At 67.8% G+C, this 14,931-nt stretch carries 13 protein-coding genes; 7 read left to right on the top strand and 6 right to left on the bottom strand.

All coding sequences use genetic code 11. From position 1 onward, the window contains the following. Positions 1-73 precede the first annotated feature (73 nt). From AC07PU_RS15625 to AC07PU_RS15645, 5 genes are all read right to left on the bottom strand, one after another. Complete coding sequence (locus AC07PU_RS15625) at positions 74-1,405, bottom strand: ABC transporter substrate-binding protein (RefSeq protein WP_093344125.1); 1,332 nt, start codon at positions 1,403-1,405, stop codon at positions 74-76. A 65-nt stretch (positions 1,406-1,470) separates the two neighbouring features. After that, the gene (locus AC07PU_RS15630; protein WP_057597141.1) at positions 1,471-2,535 is read right to left on the bottom strand and encodes a branched-chain amino acid ABC transporter permease; all 1,065 of its coding nucleotides are present in this window, start codon (positions 2,533-2,535) and stop codon (positions 1,471-1,473) included. A gap of 3 nt (positions 2,536-2,538) precedes the next feature. Next, positions 2,539-3,468, bottom strand: a complete 930-nt coding sequence (locus tag AC07PU_RS15635; protein WP_093344126.1) for a branched-chain amino acid ABC transporter permease — start codon at positions 3,466-3,468, stop codon at positions 2,539-2,541. A 1-nt stretch (position 3,469) separates the two neighbouring features. Further along, complete coding sequence (locus tag AC07PU_RS15640; RefSeq protein WP_093344128.1) at positions 3,470-4,252, bottom strand: ABC transporter ATP-binding protein; 783 nt, start codon at positions 4,250-4,252, stop codon at positions 3,470-3,472. Position 4,253: 1 nt separating this feature from the next. Further along, positions 4,254-6,227 carry an AMP-dependent synthetase/ligase gene (locus AC07PU_RS15645; RefSeq protein WP_093344192.1) on the bottom strand — a complete coding sequence of 658 codons (1,974 nt, stop codon included), beginning with the start codon at positions 6,225-6,227 and terminating at the stop codon, positions 4,254-4,256. A gap of 85 nt (positions 6,228-6,312) precedes the next feature. Between AC07PU_RS15645 and AC07PU_RS15650 the strand changes: the two genes are divergently transcribed. Together AC07PU_RS15650 and AC07PU_RS15655 are read left to right on the top strand one after the other, a co-directional pair. Next, on the top strand, positions 6,313-7,101 hold the full coding sequence (locus AC07PU_RS15650; protein WP_093344129.1) for a Crp/Fnr family transcriptional regulator: 789 nt from the start codon (positions 6,313-6,315) through the stop codon (positions 7,099-7,101). Continuing rightward, positions 7,098-7,568 carry a hypothetical protein gene (locus AC07PU_RS15655; protein ID WP_495318636.1) on the top strand — a complete coding sequence of 157 codons (471 nt, stop codon included), beginning with the start codon at positions 7,098-7,100 and terminating at the stop codon, positions 7,566-7,568. The genes AC07PU_RS15650 and AC07PU_RS15655 overlap by 4 nt, the downstream gene beginning before the upstream one ends. Positions 7,569-7,580: 12 nt before the next feature. On the opposite strand, the gene AC07PU_RS15660 is transcribed toward AC07PU_RS15655, so the two are convergent. Next, positions 7,581-9,014 (bottom strand): sigma-54 interaction domain-containing protein, encoded by a 1,434-nt coding sequence (locus tag AC07PU_RS15660; RefSeq protein ID WP_495318638.1) that lies wholly within the window; start codon positions 9,012-9,014, stop codon positions 7,581-7,583. 299 nt (positions 9,015-9,313) lie between these two features. On the opposite strand from AC07PU_RS15660, the gene AC07PU_RS15665 reads away from it, so the two are divergent. The 5 genes from AC07PU_RS15665 to AC07PU_RS15685 all read left to right on the top strand — a co-directional run bounded on the left by AC07PU_RS15665 (position 9,314) and on the right by AC07PU_RS15685 (position 14,904). Next, positions 9,314-10,231 carry a 3-hydroxyacyl-CoA dehydrogenase family protein gene (locus AC07PU_RS15665; protein WP_495318640.1) on the top strand — a complete coding sequence of 306 codons (918 nt, stop codon included), beginning with the start codon at positions 9,314-9,316 and terminating at the stop codon, positions 10,229-10,231. Positions 10,232-10,323: 92 nt separating this feature from the next. Then, positions 10,324-12,141 (top strand): tannase/feruloyl esterase family alpha/beta hydrolase, encoded by a 1,818-nt coding sequence (locus AC07PU_RS15670; protein ID WP_495318642.1) that lies wholly within the window; start codon positions 10,324-10,326, stop codon positions 12,139-12,141. A 46-nt stretch (positions 12,142-12,187) separates the two neighbouring features. Further along, entirely contained in the window at positions 12,188-12,958 is a 771-nt protein-coding gene (locus AC07PU_RS15675) for an ABC transporter ATP-binding protein (protein WP_057598721.1), read from the top strand. Continuing rightward, positions 12,958-13,665, top strand: a complete 708-nt coding sequence (locus tag AC07PU_RS15680; protein ID WP_495318644.1) for an ABC transporter ATP-binding protein — start codon at positions 12,958-12,960, stop codon at positions 13,663-13,665. Before AC07PU_RS15675 ends, AC07PU_RS15680 begins: the two co-directional genes overlap by 1 nt. 33 nt (positions 13,666-13,698) lie before the next feature. Further along, on the top strand, positions 13,699-14,904 hold the full coding sequence (locus AC07PU_RS15685; protein ID WP_495318646.1) for an ABC transporter substrate-binding protein: 1,206 nt from the start codon (positions 13,699-13,701) through the stop codon (positions 14,902-14,904). The last annotated feature ends 27 nt before the right edge of the window (positions 14,905-14,931 follow it).

Consider the following 14,931-nt stretch of genomic DNA (forward strand, 5'->3'; position numbering starts at 1 on the left):
AGGCAGGCCCCCTTCCGCTCGGCGGGAGGGGGTAGGGGGAGGGTGCCGTCAGTCCCTGGCACCTGCCAGAGCGTCAGCTCTGGCAGTCAGCCGCGTCGCGGCGCGTGAGCTTCTTCTCGGTCGCGTACTTGTCGGCTGCGGCCTTCGCCATCGGCTTGATGATCTGCTCGTCGGCCTGGTACCAGTCCGACATGCCGCCCCACTGCGCGCCGTCCCAGGTGTGGACACGGGCCCAGGTCGAGCCCATGTGGTCCTGGCACGAGGTGCTCACCGGACGCATCACGCCCGAGAAGCCCAGCGCGTCGAGCTTCTTCTGGTCGAGCGCGAGGTTCTCGAAGCCCCAGCGCACCTGGTCGCCGGTCATGACCTTGCCCTTGCCGAAGCGCTCCTGCGCGCGGCGCACGGCCTCGACCGACAGCATCTGGATGATCACGCCGCGCGTGTAGAGGACCGAGCCCACCTCGTCCTTCGGACCCGTGCCCTGGCCCTTCTCGTGCACCTGCTTGAGGATGTCCTGGATCACCTTGGGCTGCGTGCCCGAGGTGTTGAGCGCCAGCGCGTTGTAGCCCTTGGCATTCGCGCCCACGTCCTTCACGTCGGGCTCGGCGCCGGCCCACCACACGCCGTACATCTTCTCGCGCGGGTAGCCCGTGGCCACGGCTTCCTTGAGCGCGGTGGAGTTCATCACGCCCCAGCCCCACAGCAGCACGTAGTCGGGCCGCTGCTGGCGCACCTGCAGCCAGGCCGACTTCTGCTCGACGCCGGGCGCGGTCACGGGGATCAGCGAGAGCTCGAAGCCGTTCTGCTTCGCGCGCTCCTGCAGCAGCGGGATCGGTTCCTTGCCGAACGGCGAGTCGTGATAGACCAGCGCGATCTTCTTGCCCTTGAGCTTGTCGAGGCCGCCTTCCTTCTTGCCGATGTGCTGGATCAGGATGTCGGCCGCGGTCCAGTAGCTGCCCATCAGCGGGAAGTTCCACTTGAAAACGCCGCCGTCCTGCGAGGCCGCGAGGCCGTAGCCCAGCGTGATCAGCGGGATCTTGTCGGTCAGCACCTTGTCGGTCAGCGCGAAGGTGATGCCGGTGGCCTGCGGGTCGAACAGCGCGACGCCCGGGCGGCCCTTGAGGCGCTCGTAGCATTCCACGCCCTTGTCGGTGGCGTAGCCGGTCTCGCACTCTTCATACGAGATCTTCACGCCGTTGATGCCGCCTTGCGCATTCACCAGCTTCAGGTAGTCCTGCTTGCCGTTGGCCCAGGGCGTGCCGTTGGGTGCATAGGGGCCGGTGCGATAGACCAGCAGCGGGAAGAACTGCTCCTTGGCCTGTGCCTGTGCGAGCGAGGGCGCCAGCGCGGTGCCGAGGGTGCCGGCCACCAGGGCGGCGGTCAGAGCGAGCGATTTCAGTTTCATGCCTGTCTCCTTTTTGGGGGCACCGCGGTGCCGGGTTGTCAACGCCGAAAAAACGCTTGAAAAGCTCAATGGGGGAAGGGCCACAGCCGCAGCTTCTCCTTGGCCGTGGACCACAGCCGCGCGAGGCCGTGCGGTTCCACGATCAGGAAGAACACGATGAGCGCGCCGAAGATCATGTATTCGAGGTGCGAGGCCAGGGCGGTCGAGATCGAGAAGCCCAGCCAGCCCGGCAGCTGGTTCAGCAGCAGCGGCAGCAGCACGATGAAGGCGGCGCCGAAGAAGCAGCCCATGATCGAGCCGAGGCCGCCGATGATCACCATGAACAGCAGCTGGAACGAGCGGTCGATGCTGAAGGCCGCAGGCTCCCAGGCCCCCAGGTGCACGAAGCCCCACAGCGCGCCGGCCACGCCGACGATGAAGCTGCTGACCGCGAAGGCCGTGAGCTTGGCGTAGACCGGGCGGATGCCGATCACCGCGGCCGCCACGTCCATGTCGCGCATCGCCATCCATTCGCGGCCGATCGCGCTGCGCACCAGGTTCTTCGCGAGCAGCGCGAAGATCACCACCAGCGCGAGGCAGAACAGGTACTTCTGCACCGGCGATTCGATCGGGATGCCGAACACGTTGAGGCCCGCCACGCTGACCGAACCCGACGACGAGTTGTTGGTGAACCACTGGATGCGCAGGAAGGCCCAGTCGGTGAAGAACTGCGCCGCCAGCGTGGCCACCGCGAGGTAGAGCCCCTTGATGCGCAGGCTCGGGATGCCGAACAGCACGCCGATCACCGTGGCGCACAGGCCGCCCAGCAGCAGCGAGGCGATCAGCGGCATGCCGTCGATGCGCACGTGGAAGTTGTAGGCCGCGTAGGCGCCCACCGCCATGAAGGCGCCGGTGCCCAGCGAGATCTGGCCGCAGTAGCCCACCAGCACGTTGAGGCCGATGGCCGCGAGCGACAGGATCAGGAAGGGCGTGAGGATGGCGCGCATCCAGTAGTCCGACACGCCCAGCGGCACCGCGATGAAGGCCACCGCGAGCAGCGCGAGGATCGCCACGCGGTCCTGCAGGATCGGGAAGATCTGCTGGTCGGCGCGGTAGGTCGACTTGAACTGGCCGTTTTCTCTGTAAAACATCTTTCAGACCCGATCGATGATCTTCTCGCCGAACAACCCCTGCGGCCGCACCAGCAGGAACACGAGCGCCAGCACATAGGCGAACCAGATCTCGATGCCGCCGCCGAGCATCGGCCCGAGGTAGATCTCCGAGAGCTTCTCGCCCACGCCGATCAAAAGGCCGCCGATGATCGCGCCCGGGATCGAGGTCAGGCCGCCGAGGATCACCACCGGCAGTGCCTTGAGCGCCACCAGCGAGAGCGAGAACTGCACGCCGAGCTTGGAGCCCCAGATGATCCCGGCCACCAGCGCCGAGAAGCCGGCCACCGACCACACGATCACCCAGATGCGGTTGAGCGGAATGCCGATCGACTGCGCCGCCTGGTGGTCGTCGGCCACGGCGCGCAGCGCGCGGCCGGTGGCGGTCTTCTGGAAGAAGATCGCGAGCACCACCACCAGTGCCGCCGCCACCAGCGCCGCGATCAGGTCCTCCTGGCTCAGCAGCAGGCCGCCCTGGAAGGTGCTCTCGAGCACCATCAGCGGTTCCTTCGGCATGCCCACGTCGATCTTGTAGATGTCGTTGCCGAACAGCGTCTGGCCCAGGCCGTCGAGGAAGTAGGCGATGCCCAGCGTGGCCATCAGCAGCGTGATGCCTTCCTGGTTCACGAGCTTGCTGAGCGCGAGCCGCTCGATCAGCCAGGCCACCACCACCATGATCGCCATCGCCGCGATGAAGGCCAGGATGTTCGCGAGGATCAGGCTCTGGAAGCCCAGCCACTGCGGGATCCATTCGGCGAATCGCGCCATCGCGAGCGCCGCGAACAGCACCATCGCGCCCTGCGCGAAATTGAACACGCCCGAGGCCTTGTAGATCAGCACGAAGCCGATCGCTATCAGCGAATAGAGCATGCCGACCATCAGGCCGCCGAAGAGGGTCTCAAGAAAAAAGCCCATATCAATGCTCCACGCCCAGGTATGCCCGGATCACGTCTTCGTTGTTGCGCACTTCGTCGGGCGTGCCGTCGCCGATCTTCTTGCCGTAGTCGAGCACCACCACGCGGTCGGAGATGTCCATCACCACGCCCATGTCGTGCTCGATCAGCACGATGGTGGTGCCGAACTCGTCGTTCACGTCGAGGATGAAGCGGCTCATGTCCTGCTTCTCCTCCACGTTCATGCCGGCCATCGGCTCGTCGAGCAGCAGCACCTGCGGCTCCATCGCGAGCGCGCGGCCCAGGTCCACGCGCTTCTGCAGGCCGTAGGGCAGGCGGCCCACCGGCGTCTTGCGGTGCGCCTGGATCTCGAGGAAGTCGACGATGTGCTCGACGAACTCGCGCTGCTTGAGCTCCTCGCGCTCGGCCGGGCCCCAGCGCAGCGCCTGCGCGAGCAGGCCGCTCTTCATCTTGAGGTTGCGCCCCGTCATGATGTTGTCGAGCACGCTCATGCCCTTGAACAGCGCGAGGTTCTGGAAGGTGCGCGCCACGCCCATCTCGGCCACCTGGCGCGAGTTCATGTGCTTGAAGGTCTGGCCGCGGAAGGTGATCGAGCCCTGCTGGGGCCAGTACACGCCGTTGATGCAGTTGAGCATCGAGCTCTTGCCCGCGCCGTTGGGGCCGATGATGGCCCGCACCTCGTGCTCGCGCACGTTGAAGCTGATGTCCGTCAGCGCCTTCACGCCGCCGAAGCTCAGGGAGATGTTCTGCACGTCCAGGATGACGTCGCCGGTTTTTCTTGCCATGTCAGGCCGCCTTTGCCATGCCGGGGAAGCGCTTCGCCTCGACGATCTTCAGGGTCGCGCTCACCGCGCCGGTGCGGCCGTCCTCGAACTTCACCTGGGTCTCGATGAACTGCTCGGTCTTGCCGCCGTACAGCGCCTCGACCAGCACCGCGTATTTCTCGGCGATGAAGCCGCGACGCACCTTGCGCGTGCGGGTCAGCTCGTCGTCGTCGGGGTCGAGCTCCTTGTGCAGCACCAGGAAGCGCGCGATCTGCGTCTCGCCCATGCCGGCTTCCGCCGCCAGGTCAGCGTTGACCTTGCCGAGGCACTCGGCGATCAGCGCCAGCACCTCGGGCTTGCCGGCCAGGTCGACGTAGCCGCCATAGGCCAGGCCGCGGCGCTCGGCCCAGTTGCCCACGGCCTCGAAGTCGATGTTGACGAAGGCGCTGACCTCGTCGCGCGCATGGCCGAAGCACACGGCTTCCTTGATCTGCGGGAAGAACTTGAGCTTGTTCTCGATGTAGTTGGGCGCGAACATCGCACCGCCCGCGAGCCGGCCCACGTCCTTGGCGCGGTCGATGATGCGCAGGTGGCCCTCGCTGTCGAGCACGCCGGCGTCGCCGGTGTGGAAGTAGCCGTTCGCATCGAGCACCTCGGCCGTGGCGTCGGGGCGCTTGTAGTACTCCTTGAGCACCGAGACGCCGCGCACCAGCACCTCGCCGTCGTCGGCGATCTTGAGTTCGATGCCCGGCGCGGCCGTGCCCACGGTCTGCAGCTTGACCTTGCCGTCCTGCTGCAGGCAGACATAGGCGCAGGTCTCGGTCTGGCCGTAGAACTGCTTGAGGTTGACGCCGATCGAGCGGTAGAAGCGGAACAGGTCGGGCCCGATCGCCGCGCCCGCGGTGTAGGCCACGCGGATGCGGCTCATGCCCAGCACGTTGCGCAGCGGGCCGTAGACCAGCAGGTTGCCCAGGCCGTACAGCAGCCGGTCGCCGGCGCCCACGGGCTGGCCGTTGAGGATGTCGGCGCCCACGCGCTGCGCGAGCGCCATGAACTTCGCATAGAGCCAGCGCTTCGGAGCCGCCGCGTCCTCCATGCGGATCGACACCGCGGTGAGCAGGCCCTCGAAGGTGCGCGGCGGGCCGAAGTAGTAGCTCGGGCCGATCTCGCGCATGTCGTTCATCACCGTGGCGGCCGACTCGGGGCAGTTGAGCGTGAAGCCGCCCACCAGCCATTGCGCCACCGAGAACAGGTGGTCGCCGACCCAGGCCATCGGCAGGTAGCTCATGATGTTGTCGCCGGGGCCGAGCCTGTCGGTTTCCACGCCGCCGCGGCCCGCCGCGATGAAGCTCGCATGCGTCTGGCACACGCCCTTGGGGCGGCCGGTGGTGCCCGAGGTGTAGAGGATCACGCCCACGTCGGTGGCCTCGCCGCTGGCCACCGCGGCGTCGAACACGCCGGGATGCGCCTGGTCGTAGGCGCGGCCGAGCTCGCGCAGCTGCTCGTAGCCGATCAGCCCGGGCTGGTCGTAGTGGCGCAGGCCCTTCGGGTCGTCGTAGATGATATGGCGGATGCCCTGGCGGCCCTCGCCGCGCGCCACGCGCTCGGCCTGCAGGTCGCGGCATTCGAGCAGCTTGTCGACCTGCTCCTGGTCCTCGACCACCACGAAGTCGATGGCCGCGTCGTCGAGCATGAACACCATCTCGTTGGCCACCGCGTCCTGGTACAGCGGCACCGGCACGCCGCGCAGGCTCTGCGCCGCGACCACCGCCATGTACAGGTGCGGCCGGTTGGCGCCGACGATCGCGAGGTTGTCGAAGGATTGGAAGCCCAGGCTCGCGAGGCCGCACGCGATCTCGCGCACTTCCTGCGCCACGGCGCGCCAGGTCCAGGTCTGCCAGATGCCGAGGTCCTTCTCCCGCACCGCGGGCGACTCGGGCTGCGCTTGCGCATGCGCAAGCAGCAGGCGGGGAAAGGTGAGGGCGTTTGTTTGCACGGTGCGCGGATCGTAGGGCCGCACTTTGACGTCCAGTTGTCGTTCCAACGACAATCCTAGGGACACTACTCCCCGGAGTTTCCCGATGCCGACCGGCAGCCCCTCGCTCAACCTCCCCCTCGCCGCGGGCAGTTCGATCAAGGACCGCGTGCGTCCGCCCAATGCCGCCGAGCTCGACGGCATCCCCTGGCTGCTCACGCTCACCGCGCCCGAGCGCCGCCGCGCCGAGGCCGCGCTGGTGGTCGGCGAGGCCGAGGTCGGCGACCTGGTGTGCCGCGTGGGGCGCTCGCCCACCTACTGGTTCGGCGTGGTCGAGGGCCTGCTCAAGATGAGCAACGACAACGCCGACGGCGGCTCGGTCACCTACACCGGCGTGCCGCCCGGCGGCTGGTTCGGCGAAGGCACGGTGATGAAGCGCGAGCCCTACCGCTACAACATCCAGGCGCTGCGGCGCAGCCTCGTCGCGGGCCTGCCGATCGAGAGCTTCCACTGGCTGCTCGACCATTCGATCGGCTTCAACCGCTTCGTGATGAACCAGCTCAACGAGCGCCTGGGCCAGTTCATCGCCGCGCTCGAGATCGACCGCCTCAACAACCCCGACGCGCGCGTGGCGCGCAACCTGGTCTCGCTGTTCAACCCGGTGCTCTATCCGGGCGTGGGTGAGGTCCTGCGCATCACGCAGCAGGAGCTCGCCTATCTGGTGGGCCTGTCGCGTCAGCGCGTGAACGAGGCGCTCAACGGGCTGTCGGCGCAGGGCCTGATCCGCGTCGAATACGGCGGCCTGCGCGTGCTCGACCTGCCCGGGCTGCGCGCGACGGCGATGACGAGCCGCAAGACTTCCTCGACAGACACCGGCCACGGAAAGAAATCATGAGCCTGCAAGACCAACTCCAGATCGTTCCCGCCGATGTCCACGTGGCCGGCTTCGTGCCACCGCCGCCGCCCGCGCCCAAGGCGGCGGAGCCGGGGCCCACGCCCGAGCAGCTGGCCGAGCGCAATGCCGCGCTGAGCGAGCGGCTCGAGGCCATGGACGAGCTGCTCGCCAAGCCGCTCAAGGACATCCTCGCCGAGCACGAGAAGGCCGGCGAGTCCGCGCTCGCGTGGGACCGCTTCGGCGCGATGTGGATGCTGTCGCAGCGCGCGATGCGGCGCGTGGCGCTGGACCTGGGCGCGCAGCTCGGCGTGAGCGAGGAGGAGATCGTGGCGCGCGCGCTCGCGCATGCGAACGCGGTGCTCAACGGCGCGGACGAGAACGACCTGGGCGGCACGATCGCGCCCGCGCAGATGGGGCACATCGCGCGGCACCGCAACTTCCTGCGCGGGCAGTTCCGCGGCGGCTGAACGCGCGGGCCGCTAGCGCTCGAGCGCCATCTGCTTGAGCTTGTTGTAGAGCGTCGAGCGGCTGATGCCGAGCAGGCGGGCCGCGAGCAGCTTGTTGCCCTTGGTCTCCTGCAGCGCATTGAGCAAGGCCTTCTGTTCGGTCTCGTTCACGGCGGCGTGCAGGTCGTGGCGGACCGCGGTGGCCGTTGCGGTCGATGAGGCCGTCGCGGCCGGCCGCGCGCCGTCGTTGAGCAGCATGTGCTCTGCGCGCAGCTCCGAGGCATCGCCAGACACCACGCAGGCGCGTTCGAGCACGTTGCGCAGTTCGCGCACGTTGCCGGGCCAGCCGAACTTCGCGAGCAGCGCCAGCGCGTCGGGCGCGATGTCCTTCTCGCGCATGCCGAGCGTGGCGCAGAGTTCGGCCAGCAGCAGGTCGACCAGCTCGGGCAGGTCCTCGAGCCGCTCGCGCAGCGGCGGAATCTGGATCGGCACCACGCTCAGGCGGTAGTAGAGGTCGGCGCGGAACTGGCCGGTCTCGACCAGTTGCCGGAGGTCGCGGCTGGTGGCCGCGATCACGCGCAGGTCGAGCGGGATCACGGTGTTGCCGCCGATCGGCTCGATCTCGCGCTCCTGCAGCGCGCGCAGCAGCTTGACCTGGATGCGCATCGGCATGTCGCCGATCTCGTCGAGGAACAAGGTGCCCTTGTCGGCCAGCATCATCTTGCCGGTGCGGCCCTTGGGATGGGCACCGGTGTAGGCGCCCGGCGCGGAGCCGAAGAACTCGGCCTCCATCAGTTCCTCGGGAATGGCCGCCACGTTGACGCCGATGAAGTTCTGCCGCGCGCGCCGCGAGGCCGCATGGATGCCCTGCGCGACCATCTCCTTGCCCGTGCCGGTTTCGCCGAGCAGCAGCACCGTGGAGTCGGTGGCCGCCACCTGCCGCGCGCTGCGCCGCACCTGCGCGGCCTGCGGGCTCGAGCCGACGAAGTGGCTGAACTCGTACTTCGTGCGGCGCAGCTGGTTGAGCTTCGAGCGCGTGCGCTCGAGCTCGTTCTGCAGCTGCTGGATGCGCGCGAGCATCGGCCGCAGCGGATCGAGCTCGTCGAACAGCACGAAGCAGAAACCGCCGATGACTTCCTGCGCGTCGTTCTTGATCGGGAAGCGCGACACCACGGCCCAGCGCCCGTTGACCTCGACCAGGTCGAAGGGGATCGAGCGGCCGGTCTCGACCACCTCGGGCATGCGCGTCGCGGGCACCACCGTCGAGATGTGCTGGCCGACCACCGGCCGGTCGGGCTCCAGGCCGATGAAGGCCAGGTAGCGCGCATTGGCCCAGATGACCTTGCCATCGCGCCCGATCACGAAGGCGCCCTCGGCGAGCTGGCCGAACAGCTCGAAGAAGGACTGCAGGGCCTGGCCCCGGATGCTCGCCAGGTCGAAGGCCTGGTCTCCCTTGATCTGCAGCATGGCTGACTCCCTTGGTTCGCGGGTGCGAATGTCCATGACGCGCGGCGGTGGCGCGCAGGGGCGTGACTTTAGACGCTCCGAATCGATGTCCAGTTGTTGGACGTGGTGTGCATTTGCCTGGACAGTATTGGACATCGCTTGCACAGCGTCGCGCGCGCTCGCGGCATTCGGGTTTACGCGAAGCGCCCGAATGAGAAACACGCGCGCCGCGACAGCCGCGATCGACGGGCACGCTTTCTGCAAAACCAGCGCCAAGGGCCGAGCGATTTCGGCGCCACAAGATGCTGGAGACAAGTTGCATGAACGAGATCAATCGACGCGTGGCCGTGGTGGGAGCGGGCCTCATGGGCGTGGGCATCGCGAGCTGCCTGGCACTCGCCGGTGAAGCGGTCGATGTGTTCGATCTCAGCGAAGCGCGACGCGCCGAACTGCCCGCGCTGGCGGACAAAATCTTCGAGGAATTGATGGCCGCGGGCCGCATCGCGGTGGCCGAGCGCGACGCGGCCCGCACGCGGATTCGCGTCGTGGCCGACCTTGCGGCGCTGGCCGATGCATCGCTCGTGTTCGAGGCCGTCGTCGAGCGACTCGAAGTCAAGCATGCGCTCTATGCCGAGCTCGAGGCCGTGCTGCCCTCCTATGCCTTGATCGCGAGCAACACCAGCGGCTTCATGCCGGACGTGCTGTGCGAGCGCATGGCGCATCCCGAGCGCTTTCTCGTCGCGCACTTCTGGAATCCGCCGCACGTCATCCCGTTCGTCGAACTCGTGCCGGCGCAAGCCACCGCGCCCGAGGCCTGCGCGGCCCTTCGCGGCCGGCTCGAAAGCGCGGGCTTCGAGGCCGTGCTGCTGAGCAAGGCGGCGCCCGGCTTCGTCGGCAACCGGATCCAGTTCGCGGTACTGCGCGAAGCGCTCCACCTGGTGCAAAGCGGCGTGGCCGACGCGGCCACCGTCGACGCGGTCGTGCGCGCCTGCATCGGCAAGCGCTATGCGTCCTTCGGTCCGCTCGAGACGGCCGATCTCGGCGGCCTCCACACCTTCCTCGACATCGGCGGCCACCTGATGCCGCAGCTCGAGAAGAACGAATCGGTGCTGCAGCTGCTGCAGACCCTGGTGGCGGCCGGCCGATGCGGCGCGACCACCGGCCACGGCTTCTACGAATGGACCGACGCGCATTGGCAATCGGTGCGCGAACGCCGGCATGGCATGTTGGCGCGGTAGCGCCCGCCGTATCGATCGGCGCCCGTCGCCGTGAATCCCGCAGGCCATGCACGCATGGCGATTTCTCGACTCCACCACAAAGAGAGACAAGCATGAACAGAAGCATCCAGTTTTCATTGCAACGCCGCGCGAAGAGCGCCGTGCCACGTATCTCCTTCGCCGCGACGCTCGCCGCCGCGGCCTTGCTGAGCGCCTGCGGCGGGAGCGGCGATGGCGTGGCCTTCGTCCCGCAGGCAGCGGTGCCAGCGCCAGCGCCAGCACCGGCGCCGGCACCCGCGCCGGCCGCGGCCACGCCGCTGAACTGCGAGCAGATGGCGAAGCTCTCCGTGCCCGCCTCGGCGATCGCGCTCGCCACCGGCGGCGCCAAGGTGACGGCGGCCACGCTGGTGCCCGCGGGCGGCAAGGCGCCGAAGAGCCACGGCGAGTACTGCCAGCTCAGCGCCGAGATCGCACCGGTCGACCCGGCCGCGCCGCCGATCAAGCTGACGCTGCTGCTGCCCACCGAGTGGAACCGCAAGGCCATGATGTACGGCGGTGGCGGCTACGACGGCAGCATTCCCGTTGTCGCCGGCAACGTGCCCGCCGGTCCCGTCGACGCACTCGACCCGGTCGGGCGCGGCTATGCGGTGTTCGGAAGCGACTCGGGCCACGACGCGACCACCGATCCCGCCAACCTCGGGGCCTTCGCGCTCAACACGGAGGCCTTGCGCAACTTCTCGTTCGAGGCCCTGAAGAAGACGCGCGACGCGGCCGTGTTCCTGATCGAGCAGCGCTATGCCCAGCGCCCGCAGCGCAGCTACTTCGCGGGCGGCTCGTCGGGCGGCCGCGAAGCGCTCGCGGTGGTGCAGAAATGGCCGACCGATTTCAACGGCGCCATCGTGCTCTACCCGGCCTTCAACGCGGCCAGCCTCGACCTGCAGTTCGGCCGCATCACGCGCGCGCTGGCCCAGCCCGGCGCCTACCCCAGCCTCGCGAAGCGCGGCGCGCTGTTCGATGCGGCGATGCAGGCCTGCGATGCCCTCGATGGCGTGAAGGACGGGCTGATCGGCAACCAGAACGCCTGCAACCAGCGCTTCGATCCCGCGACCGCGCTGCTCGACGGAAAGCCACTGCGCTGCCCGGGCGGTGCCGACATGGCGGACGACTGCCTGTCGGATGCGCAGATCGCCGCCTTCAAGGTGATCGACACGTCGGCCGTCTTCAACTACCCGCTCGGCAGCGGCGAGAACCAGTATCCGGGCTTCAATGCCTGGGGCGCCGAGTTCGGTCGGTCCGGCATCGGCCAGACGACCGTCGCCTACCTGGGCCTGGGAGCGCAGCCGCCCGCCTCGCCGATGCCCGCGTTCGCGCCCTTCCACTCGAACTTCTGGGACCAGTGGGTGCGCTTCTTCGTGACGAAGAACCCCGCTTTCGATTCGCTGACGCTCGACCCGGAAAATCCCGGCCCCTGGCAGGCACGCATCGCCGAGCTCACGGGGCTGCAGGACATCAACCAGGCCGACCTCTCGGCGTTCGCCGCGAACGGCGGCAAGCTGCTGATGGCGCATGGCACGGCCGATCAACTGGTCAGCACGCGCGCCACCGACCAGTACTTCAACCGGGTGCGCGCCACCATGGGTGCGGAGCGCGTGAAGGGCTTCATGCGCTACTACCAGATCCCGGGCTACGCGCATGCCGTGGGAACGGTGTTCAACGCCAGCTGGGATTCGCTGAGCGCGCTCGAGAACTGGGTGGAGAAGGGCACGGCACCGACCGCGATGACCGTGACCGACGCCCCGATCGACCCCGTGACCATGACCGCGAGCGTGCCCCGCCGCACCCGGCCGCTTTGCGACTACCCGGCCTGGCCCAAGTACAAGGGCAGTGGCGATGTCAATGCAGCGGCGAGCTTCTCGTGCGTCAACGAATGAACGAGGCGCGCATGAACCAGACCACGCCGCGCGAAGAGGTCCGTCGATGAGCGGCTGCATTCTCGAAACACGCCAGCTCACCAAGGAATTCAAGGGTTTTACCGCGGTCAGCAAGGTCGACCTCTCGGTCGTGCGCGGTTCGATCCACGCGCTCATCGGACCCAACGGCGCAGGCAAGACGACCTGCTTCAACCTGCTCACGAAGTTCCTCGAACCCACCAGTGGCACGATCCTGTTCAACGGCCAGGACATCACGGGCGAGCGCCCCGCGCAGATCGCGCGGCGCGGCATCATCCGCTCGTTCCAGATCTCGGCCGTGTTCCCGCACCTCACGCTGCTGGAGAACGTGCGCCTGGGGCTGCAGCGCAGGCTGGGCACCTCGTACCACTTCTGGAAGAGCGAGAAGTCGCTCGAGCCCTTGAATGCGAGGGCGCGCGAGCTGCTCGCCGAGGTGGGCCTCGAAGAACTCGCCGAAGAGCAGACCGTGAACCTGCCCTATGGCCGCAAGCGCGCGCTCGAGATCGCGACCACGCTCGCGATGGAGCCCGAGCTGATGCTGCTGGACGAGCCCACGCAGGGCATGGGCCATGAGGACGTGCACCGCGTGGCCGAGCTGATCAAGCGCGTGTCGGCGGGGCGCACCATCCTGATGGTCGAACACAACATGAGCGTGGTCTCGACCATCGCCGACACCATCACCGTGCTGCAGCGTGGCGCCGTGCTGGCCGAAGGCCCGTATGCGGAAGTCTCGAAGAACCCGCAGGTCATGGAGGCCTACATGGGCACCACGGACGGCCAACTGCAGGGAGCCCACTGATGACCGCCGCACTCGAGATCAAGGGCCTGCAGGCCTGGTACGGCGAATCGCATGTGCTGCACGGTGTCGACATGGTCGTGCAGCCGGGCGAGGTCGTCACCTTGCTGGGCCGCAATGGCGCGGGCCGCACCACCACGCTGCGCGCGATCATGGGCCTGACCGGCGCGCGCAAGGGCAGCATCGAGGTCAACGGCAAGGAAACGATCGCGATGCCCACGCACCGCATCGCGCACCTGGGCATCGGCTACTGCCCCGAGGAACGCGGCATCTTCGCGAGCCTGTCGTGCGAGGAGAACCTGATGCTGCCGCCCGAGCTCAAGGGCGCGGGGCAGGGCATGTCGGTCGACGAGATCTACGCGATGTTCCCGAACCTGGCGGAGCGCCGCCACAGCCAGGGCACGCGACTGTCGGGCGGCGAGCAGCAGATGCTGGCGGTGGCGCGCATCCTGCGCACGGGCGCCAAGCTGCTGCTGCTCGACGAGATCTCCGAAGGCCTGGCGCCGGTGATCGTGCAGGCGCTCGCGCGAATGATCACGACCTTGCGTTCCAAGGGCTACACCATCGTGATGGTGGAGCAGAACTTCCGCTTCGCGGCGCCGTTGGCCGATCGCTTCTACGTGATGGAGCACGGCCGCATCGCCCTGACATTCGGCGCCGACGAGCTCGAAGCCCGGATGCCCGTGCTCACCGAACTGCTCGGTGTCTAGCGATCCCCATTCATCCACCAAGGAGGCAATCCCATGAAACAACGCAACCCATTCATCGCCACCGCCATCGGCCTCGGCATCCTGGCGCTCGGCGCGGCCAGCGCGGCACAGGCGCAGGAGAAGGTCAGGATCGGCTTCATCACCGACATGTCCGGCCTCTACGCCGACCTCGAGGGCAAGAACGCCGCGATGGCGATCCAGATGGCGATCGACGACTTCGGCGGCAAGGTCAATGGCCAGCCTGTGGAGCTGCTGACGGCCGACCACCAGAACAAGGCCGACATCGCCGCCTCGAAGGCGCGCGAGTGGATCGACACGCAGGGCCTGAGCATGGTGTTCAGCGGCACCAACTCCGGCACCGCGCTCGCGACCGCGAAGGTGGCCACCGAGAAGAAGCGCGTGCATTTCAACAACGGCGCCGCGTCCTCCGCGCTCACCAACGAGCAGTGCAGCCCCTACACCGTGCACTACGCCTACGACACGGTCGCGCTGGCCAAGGGCACGGGCGCGGCGGTGGTCGACCGCGGCGGCAAGAGCTGGTTCTTCCTGACGGCCGACTACGCCTTCGGCGCCGCGCTCGAGGCCGACACCACCACGGTGATCAAGGAGAAGGGCGGCACCGTGGTGGGCGGCGTCAAGCATCCGCTCAACGCCTCCGACTTCTCGTCCTTCCTGCTGCAGGCGCAGAACTCCAAGGCGCAGATCCTCGGCCTGGCCAATGCCGGCGGCGACACCATCAATTCGATCAAGGCCGCCAGGGAGTTCGGCATCAACAAGACCATGAAGACCGCCGGCCTGCTGGTGTTCCTCACCGACATCCACAGCCTGGGCCTGAAGAACACCGAGGGCCTGCTGCACACCACGAGCTGGTACTGGGACCTCAACGACGACACGCGCAAGTTCGCCAACCGCTTCTACGAGAAGACCAAGCGCATGCCGACCGACGTGCAGGCCGCCGACTACTCGGCCACGATGACCTACCTGAAGGCCGTGGCCGCCGCCAAGACCACCGATGCCGACAATGTGATGGCGCAGCTCAAGAGCATGAAGATCGACGACTTCTACGGCAAGGGCCAGATCCGCGCCGACGGCAGCTTCATCCACGACATGTACCTGGTGGAGGCGAAGTCGCCGTCCGAGTCGAAGAAGCCCTGGGACTACCTGAAGGTGCTCAAGACCCTGCCGGGCGACCAGATCTTCACGACCAAGGCCGAGAGCAAGTGCGCGCTCTGGAAATGACCGACCCCCGCGGGCCCGCTCGGGCCC

The organism is Variovorax sp. GW821-FHT10D07 (assembly GCF_059415325.1).

What these genes read in the sequence shown, in the direction of transcription:
- AC07PU_RS15650 (WP_093344129.1), top strand. Translation starts at nt 6,313, where the DNA reads ATGCCGACCGGCAGCCCCTCGCTCAACCTCCCCCTCGCCGCGGGCAGT.
- AC07PU_RS15680 (WP_495318644.1), top strand. Translation starts at nt 12,958, where the DNA reads ATGACCGCCGCACTCGAGATCAAGGGCCTGCAGGCCTGGTACGGCGAA.
- AC07PU_RS15685 (WP_495318646.1), top strand. Translation starts at nt 13,699, where the DNA reads ATGAAACAACGCAACCCATTCATCGCCACCGCCATCGGCCTCGGCATC.
- AC07PU_RS15675 (WP_057598721.1), top strand. Translation starts at nt 12,188, where the DNA reads ATGAGCGGCTGCATTCTCGAAACACGCCAGCTCACCAAGGAATTCAAG.
- AC07PU_RS15670 (WP_495318642.1), top strand. Translation starts at nt 10,324, where the DNA reads ATGAACAGAAGCATCCAGTTTTCATTGCAACGCCGCGCGAAGAGCGCC.
- AC07PU_RS15655 (WP_495318636.1), top strand. Translation starts at nt 7,098, where the DNA reads ATGAGCCTGCAAGACCAACTCCAGATCGTTCCCGCCGATGTCCACGTG.
- AC07PU_RS15630 (WP_057597141.1), bottom strand. Translation starts at nt 2,535, where the DNA reads ATGTTTTACAGAGAAAACGGCCAGTTCAAGTCGACCTACCGCGCCGAC.
- AC07PU_RS15660 (WP_495318638.1), bottom strand. Translation starts at nt 9,014, where the DNA reads ATGCTGCAGATCAAGGGAGACCAGGCCTTCGACCTGGCGAGCATCCGG.
- AC07PU_RS15635 (WP_093344126.1), bottom strand. Translation starts at nt 3,468, where the DNA reads ATGGGCTTTTTTCTTGAGACCCTCTTCGGCGGCCTGATGGTCGGCATG.
- AC07PU_RS15640 (WP_093344128.1), bottom strand. Translation starts at nt 4,252, where the DNA reads ATGGCAAGAAAAACCGGCGACGTCATCCTGGACGTGCAGAACATCTCC.
- AC07PU_RS15625 (WP_093344125.1), bottom strand. Translation starts at nt 1,405, where the DNA reads ATGAAACTGAAATCGCTCGCTCTGACCGCCGCCCTGGTGGCCGGCACC.
- AC07PU_RS15665 (WP_495318640.1), top strand. Translation starts at nt 9,314, where the DNA reads ATGAACGAGATCAATCGACGCGTGGCCGTGGTGGGAGCGGGCCTCATG.